The following is a 6,689-nucleotide window of genomic DNA, read 5'->3' as shown; positions in this document are numbered from 1 at the left end:
CCCCCTGTCTAACCCAAAGGAACCCTCCCTATGGACACGCGCCCACCTCTGCCCCCTTTCACCCGCGACAGCGCCATTCAAAAGGTGCGTCTGGCCGAAGATGGCTGGAACAGCCGCGATGCCGCCAAGGTGGCGCTGGCCTATACGCCCGACACCAATTGGCGCAACCGCGCGACATTTGTCACCAATCGTGCCGAGGCTCAGGCCTTTCTCGAAAGCAAATGGATCCGCGAGCTGGACTACCGCCTGATCAAAGAGCTTTGGGCCTTTACCGAGAACCGCATCGCGGTGCGCTATGCCTATGAATGGCATGATGACAGCGGCAACTGGTATCGCTCTTATGGCAATGAAAACTGGGAGTTTGCCGCCAATGGCCTGATGCAGAACCGGTTTGCCTGCATCAATGATCTGCCCATCAAAGAAACGGATCGCAAATTCCACTGGGCCCTAGGCCGTCGCCCTGATGATCATCCCGGCCTGTCTGACCTCAGACTGTGATCTGAACCGACAAAAGAACGTCAAAGACACGGGAGGCGACCCCAATCACTGGGGCCGCCTTTGTCTGATCGCTGTCCTGCCACTAGAGCACATTCTCGCTGCGTTGAAACTGATCGACCCATTTGCGCACATCGACCACGTCAAAATAGACCGCGATCAGCGCGGGCAACACCAGCAGGACCAGAACCATCGAGGCCAAAAGGCCAAAGGCAACCGAAACCACAACCGGCACCAGGGTCTGCACCTGCGGGCTGGTTTCAAACAGGATCGGCACCAGACCGGCAATAGTGGTCGACGAAGACAACAGGATAGGCCGGAAGCGCGCCCGCACCGCCCCCAGCGCTGCTGCGATGTAGTCGTCACCTTCCAGATGGGTCTGGAAAAAGGTCAGGAACAGAATGGCATTATTGACGACAATCCCGGCCAAAGAGGCAAAGCCGATCAGGCTGGGCATCGACATATCCATACCCATTGCCCAGTGGCCCAGAATAGTCCCAACGAGGGCAAAGGGGATCGACAGCATCACCACCACCGGCAAGGAATAGGACCGGAACTGGAAAGCCAGCACCATATAGACCCCCACCAGCCCCAGGAGTAAAAGCTTCATCAGCGAGGACTGCGATTTGGCCTGTTCTTCGGTGGCGCCCGAGATGCCGATCTCGACCCCCGGAAAGGCAGCCTTCAGTTCTGGTGCCAGCTCTGAGGTGATCACCGCTGAGATCTGCGCCGAAGTTACCGTAGCAGTGTCGATCTTGCCCTGAATGCGGGCCAGGGCTTTGCCGTTTTTGCGGGTGATCGTTGGATAGCCCTGCGTCAGGGTCATATCGGCGACCATCGATAGGGCCACCAGCTTGCCATCGCCCACCAGAACCGGGAATTGCTCCAGCTCAGTCACGTGAGACATGCTGTCGTCCAGTTTCACCCGCACTGTCATATTGGACTGATTGGAGCGAAAGCTGTCCGTCTCGGTGCCTTCAAAGGCGCTGCGCAGCTGGGTGGACAGTGCCTGCGGCGTCAATCCAATAAGGTAGCCATATTCATTCAGGGCCAACTGCACTTCTTGTCGCCCGCCGTAGAAATCCTGGAAGGCCTCCACCACGTCGGCGCGTTCGAGCAGCGCATCCCGCAGCACCGTTGAGGCCGCCTCCAGCTCGTCCAGATCATAGCCCGTGAGCTCCACATCCAGATCCAGACCTCCCGGTCCCATTTCTGATTGCGAAAACGACGACTGGATCAGATCCGGGATTGGCCCCGCCGCCTGCCGCCAGGCCTCCAGCACCGCATCTGCCGTGACATTGCGCTGAGCACTTTTGAGCAGGTCCACGGTGATCGTGGCGGTGTTGGAGCCATTGTCATAGACCTCGGAATTCACCGCATATTGCACCAAGACCCGTTCAACCAATGGCGCGCCGCCTTCGGTTTTTGGTGTCAGGTCTGCATCCACCTGGCGCAGCCCAGCGAGCAGTTGATCAACGGTTTCGATGGTGCGCTGCCGCGAGATACCTGAAGTCAGCGAAAAGCGTATCTTGAGCGTGTCGCTTTCGGTCGAGGGGAAACCGATCATCTTGACCGACCCTGAGGCGATCAAGCCAATCGACAGGATCAGAATTGCGCAGACCGATCCCAGTGTCAGATAACGCAAAGAAACAAGCCTAGCGGCCACTGGCAGCACCCAGCGCTCCCGGACCCATTCCATGCCGCGGGCCGCCAGACGGACCTTATGCGCCTCCGGCTTGCCCCCCGCCCCTCCGTGGCTCAGATGGTGCGGCAGAATAAAGAAGCCTTCAAAAAGTGAAATCGCCAGGGTGATCAGCAACACCATGGGAATGAACCGCAAGATCTGTCCCATGTCTCCTGCGAGAAACAACAAGGGCCCAAAAACACAGGCCGTGGTCAAAAACGAGGAGGCAACACCCGGCAATACTTCTAATGCGCCACGGGCCGCAGCTTCGCGGGGGCCGGTGCGGGCGCGCCATTTGTCGATGTTTTCAGCAATGACGATGGAATCGTCCATGATCAGCCCCACCGCCATCAACAGCGCCACCAGGGTGATCATATTGATGGTGATGCCAAACAGGCTCATGGCAAACAGTGTGCCCAAAAAGGACACCGGCAGGGCGGCAGAAATCCACAGAGCCTGGCGCAGAGAAAAGAACAGCCACATGGTAACAAAGACCAGCACCAGCCCCACGGCGATATTCTCCACAATCAGGTTCAGCCGTTCCTCGACCAGTTCGGTCATATTGTTGGTCACTGTGATGCGAAAGGGATCCGGATAGGCGGCGCGCTCTGCCTCCAGCAGCTGCTCCACCTGTTCAAACACCCGAATGCTATCGGTGTTTTTGGATTTGGACACCGAGATGATCGCCGCCTGATCGCCATCAATGAAGGATTCGATGTTTTCATCGGTATCCATCATCTGCACCACAGCCAGATCGCGCAGGCGCACAAAACCACCAGAGGCGTTTTGTAACACGATCAGATCTTCCAGATCGGCGATGGAGCGGCGGGTGTCCGCATAGCGCAACACAAGGCTGTTTTCGTCCAAATCTGCGCTGCCCAGCGGCTGGCTAAGGCTGCGGGCCGAAATGGCATCCACGATCTCGCGTGGGGACAACCCGTATCGATACAGCGCACCTTCATTGAACACCACCTGCAGCTCGCGGTCGGTGATGCCGGATACTGCGATATCTGCAACACCCGGCAGGACCTGCAGCCGGTCAGCCAGCTCGTCGGTGTATTCAATCAACCCCTGTTTTCCTGCAATCCCAGAGACCGCAACCAGCGCCACCAGATCACTGCGGGCCATGATTTCAACGGTGGGGGTTTCAGCGTCGTCTGGAAAATCATTGATACTGGAGACGGCAGAAAAGACATCGTTGAAAAACAAGGTCAGGTCGCCACCCTCTTCCAGCTCTGCGGTGGCTGTGGCCATGCCATCCACTGACAGGCAAGTGAGTTCTGCCAGCCCATTGGTGCCGGTCAGGGCATTTTCCAGCGGATTGCAAATCTCCTCGTCCACGTCGCGCGCCGAGGCGCCGGGATAGACCACTGTTGCCCCGACTTTTGAGGCGGTAAATTCCGGAAAGGTCTCGCGTTCGAGATTGCCCAAAACGCCAATCCCAAGAATACAAAGCAGGGCCATAATCAGGTTGGAGGCCACCGGATGGCGAACAAAGAAGGAGATCATGTCAGTTGCCTTCGGTCAGTGCAGCCACCGGCACCAGTGTCAGTTTCATCCCCGGCACCGGTGGGCTGGGCTGTCCCAATACCAATGTCTCGCCGCCTGTCAGCCCCTGCCGGACAAGCACCTCGCTGCCGATAATCTCTCCGGTCTGCACCGCGCGGATCTCCAGCCGGTTGTCGCTATCGGCAAGGTAGACAAAGGAAGCGCCGTCATCGCCTTGGTGCAGAGCATGGCGCGGCACCGCAATGCTTTCTGGGCGCGGCTGGCTGGAGAACACCACCCGCACAAAACTATCCGTATGCAAGGGAGGGCGCAGCACTCCAGCGCTTGCCTTCAGCGGCTCCGTCACCTTGACGACAATTCCCATTGTCCCGGTTTCAATATCCATGGTGCCGCGCATCCGGACAATCTCTGCCTGCCAGGGGGCAAACCTGTCGGTTGTGGCCAGTTCCACCTGCGCCCCCACGCCTGCGCGGTGCAGGGCGTCGATAAACTGACTGGTGTCAAACCCGCCGTCCTGCTGGATGGAACTTTGCAAACTTCGAAAGACCACTGGACCAAAACTGCCAGGCTGGACCTCGGCCACCACTTCTGCGGCTGCGGTACTGTCCAGTGACAGCAGGCTGTCTCCGGTGCTGACAAACTGGCCGGTCTCGGCGTTCATGCTGGCGACACGACCACGAAAGGGCGCGGTGATGGTGGATTTCTCCAAAGCACGCTCGGCCTCGGCCAGTTCTGCCTGGCGCACGGCCAGAGATGCACGCAGGGCATCCCCCTGTGCCGGGAACAGCGACAGCGTATTGGTCAGATCGGTGACGGAGGTCTGCTGTGCCAGATAGGTCTTTTCAGCCGTATCCACAGAGGCCTGGGTACCAGCCCCGCGCTCCAGCAGCGATCTCACCCGTGCCAGCTCCGCCTCTGCCACTTTGAGAATGCGTTGCTCGACCAAAAGCAGTCGCTCAGAGTTTTCCTCCTGTCGCGACAGCTCTGCCAGCTCGGCCTCCACCGAGGCAATATTGGCCAGCGTTTTTTGCCGTGACAGCTTATTGTCGGTTTGATCTATCTCCACCAGAACCGTGCCTGCCTCAACAATGCTGCCGGTGTTCAAACCGGCAGAGAGATGAACAACCCGCCCCTGGACCTCGGCGATGGCCTCCCAGCTGTGTTCGGCCTCAACCCGGCCAAAACCCTCGGCTGTTACAATGATCTCTCGCGGGACCACCTGTTGCACCCGAACCGCCAGTTCGGCCTCGGCGGGGCTTTCTGGGTCGGGGTCCGCGCCGGAGGTCATCCAGACAAAACCCAAAACACCAATCAGCAGCGGCGGTACAATAAGAAGAGGGCGGTAATTCATCTGCGGAGACCTTTGACTTTAACTCAATACAGAAATGTCGCGGACCAAGCGACACCAGAGCCTATCACGCAGCATCTACCAGGTTCCGTCGCAAATTCTTGGCCTATTCCTCAGAAAAAGCCAGCGGTTTGAAACTCTGCGCTTGCCACTGGTGCAACAGACCGTCTGAGCTAGACCTCTGCTCGGCATAGTCAAAAGCAATTTTGCACAGTTGAACTGATCTTGGTCGCCTGGTTTTCCTCTAGGCGCCAGACTCATTAACTTACAGCCAGAACAAGACCGTTGCAGCAAGAGCTATTGCTGACAGGAAGACCTTTGGGCATCTGTCATTGCGGGTGGCGACACGACGGCAGTCTTTCAGGCGTCCGAACCTGATCTCGATCTGGTTGCGTCGCTTGTATCTCCGCTTGTCGTTGCACGCAGCATGGGATTTATCAGCGGTACAGCGGCCAAAAACGGAGATCGACTATGATGCTCTGCTGGGTCTGCCATCGCTGACATTCCCCTAGTGAGCACGATGGACCAGGCACAGAACAATAAATCAAAACGCATTCCCCCATTATCTATCCGCCTCACAGAAGAGGAGCGTGTACTGCTGGAACAGCGCGCGGGCAGCCTGTCTTTGGCCGGGTACATCAAGTCAGTTGTCTTTGCTGACGGCGCACCGCGCTACCGGTCTCACCGCCAGACACCGGAGCTGGATGCAAAGCTACTGGCAGAACTGCTAACTCATCTCGGTGCCTCCCGCATGGCAAGCAAACTTAATCAGATTGCCAAACACCTGAATCAAGGAACTCTGATTGTTGATCCGGATCAGGACGGTGACTTGAAGGCCGCTGCCACTGAAGTTGCCTGGATACGCAGTACCTTGCTGCAGGCATTGGGGACGAAATCATGATCCTCAGAGTTTCCCAGCGTTCCGGGGTTGCTGCTCTGGCAGATCACCTGACAAATAGCCTCGACAATGATCACATTGAGCTGCTGGAAACACGCGGGTTCATGGCTGAGGATCTGCATGGGGCCTTTGCTGAAGCCTATGCAATTTCCAAAGCAACACGCTGCCGTCAGTATCTGTTCTCACTCAGTTTGAACCCGCCCCAGGATCATGTCGCCAGCGAAGAGCAATTTCTGAATGCCGCTGAGCGCATCGAAGATAAGCTTGGCCTCAACGGTCAGCCGCGAGCCATTGTCATCCCTGAGAAAGAGGGAAGACGTCATGCCCATGTTGTCTGGTCCCGGATTAACGGGGAAGAGCTGAAAGCAATCAATCTGCCGCACTTTAAAAACAAACTGCGCGACATGTCGCGCGATCTTTTTCTCGATCATGGCTGGGAACTGCCCAAAGGACTGCAAAGCTATGGCGCAAAGAGCCCGTTGAATTTCAGCCTGGCTGAGTGGCAGCAGGCCAAGCGCACCGGCATTGACCCCAGAGAGATCAAACAGCTGTTTCAAGCCGCCTGGGAAAGATCAGACAGTCAGGTCGGTTTCAAAAATGCCTTGGAAGAGCGGGTGAGCTTCCCCCTTTGAAGTGGTCCGCCCCTATAGTTAGGAAAGCGGAGGACCAAGTATGGCCATTAAGAGACCCAAGCCGGAAGAGATCGTCGTGAAGTTACGGCAGGTTGAAGTACTGATGGGACAAGGCATGCCCCG

The 6,689-nt window shown here is 57.4% G+C and carries 5 protein-coding genes and 1 pseudogene; 3 read left to right on the top strand and 3 right to left on the bottom strand.

Going from position 1 to position 6,689, the window contains the following annotated elements; all coding sequences use genetic code 11:
• Nucleotides 1–30 precede the first annotated feature (30 nt).
• Nucleotides 31–498, top strand: a complete 468-nt coding sequence (locus ABJP42_RS01455) for a nuclear transport factor 2 family protein (protein ID WP_348338119.1) — start codon at nucleotides 31–33, stop codon at nucleotides 496–498.
• 82 nt (nucleotides 499–580) lie between these two features.
• Here ABJP42_RS01455 and ABJP42_RS01450 read toward each other — a convergent pair whose 3' ends face one another.
• The 3 genes and pseudogenes from ABJP42_RS01450 to ABJP42_RS01440 all read right to left on the bottom strand — a co-directional run.
• Nucleotides 581–3,688 (bottom strand): efflux RND transporter permease subunit, encoded by a 3,108-nt coding sequence (locus ABJP42_RS01450; protein WP_348338118.1) that lies wholly within the window; start codon nucleotides 3,686–3,688, stop codon nucleotides 581–583.
• Between the two features lies 1 nt (nucleotide 3,689).
• Complete coding sequence (locus ABJP42_RS01445) at nucleotides 3,690–5,039, bottom strand: efflux RND transporter periplasmic adaptor subunit (RefSeq protein WP_348338117.1); 1,350 nt, start codon at nucleotides 5,037–5,039, stop codon at nucleotides 3,690–3,692.
• A 262-nt stretch (nucleotides 5,040–5,301) separates the two neighbouring features.
• Nucleotides 5,302–5,451: pseudogene (locus tag ABJP42_RS01440) on the bottom strand (transposase); the annotation flags it as partial.
• Between the two features lie 105 nt (nucleotides 5,452–5,556).
• Here ABJP42_RS01440 and ABJP42_RS01435 point away from each other — a divergent pair.
• Both ABJP42_RS01435 and ABJP42_RS01430 read left to right on the top strand, forming a co-directional pair.
• Nucleotides 5,557–5,937, top strand: coding sequence for a hypothetical protein (locus ABJP42_RS01435; protein ID WP_348338120.1), 381 nt, complete (start codon nucleotides 5,557–5,559; stop codon nucleotides 5,935–5,937).
• Nucleotides 5,934–6,566: a relaxase/mobilization nuclease domain-containing protein gene (locus ABJP42_RS01430; RefSeq protein WP_348338115.1), complete on the top strand. Its 633-nt coding sequence runs from the start codon at nucleotides 5,934–5,936 to the stop codon at nucleotides 6,564–6,566. The genes ABJP42_RS01435 and ABJP42_RS01430 overlap by 4 nt, the downstream gene beginning before the upstream one ends.
• Nucleotides 6,567–6,689 lie beyond the last annotated feature (123 nt).

The organism is Pseudophaeobacter sp. (genome assembly GCF_039971195.1).
In the GTDB taxonomy this organism is placed as follows: Bacteria; Pseudomonadota; Alphaproteobacteria; order Rhodobacterales; family Rhodobacteraceae; genus Pseudophaeobacter.
The sequence above is the reverse complement of the archived record's forward strand: the minus strand, read 5'-3'. Positions and strand labels throughout refer to the sequence as shown.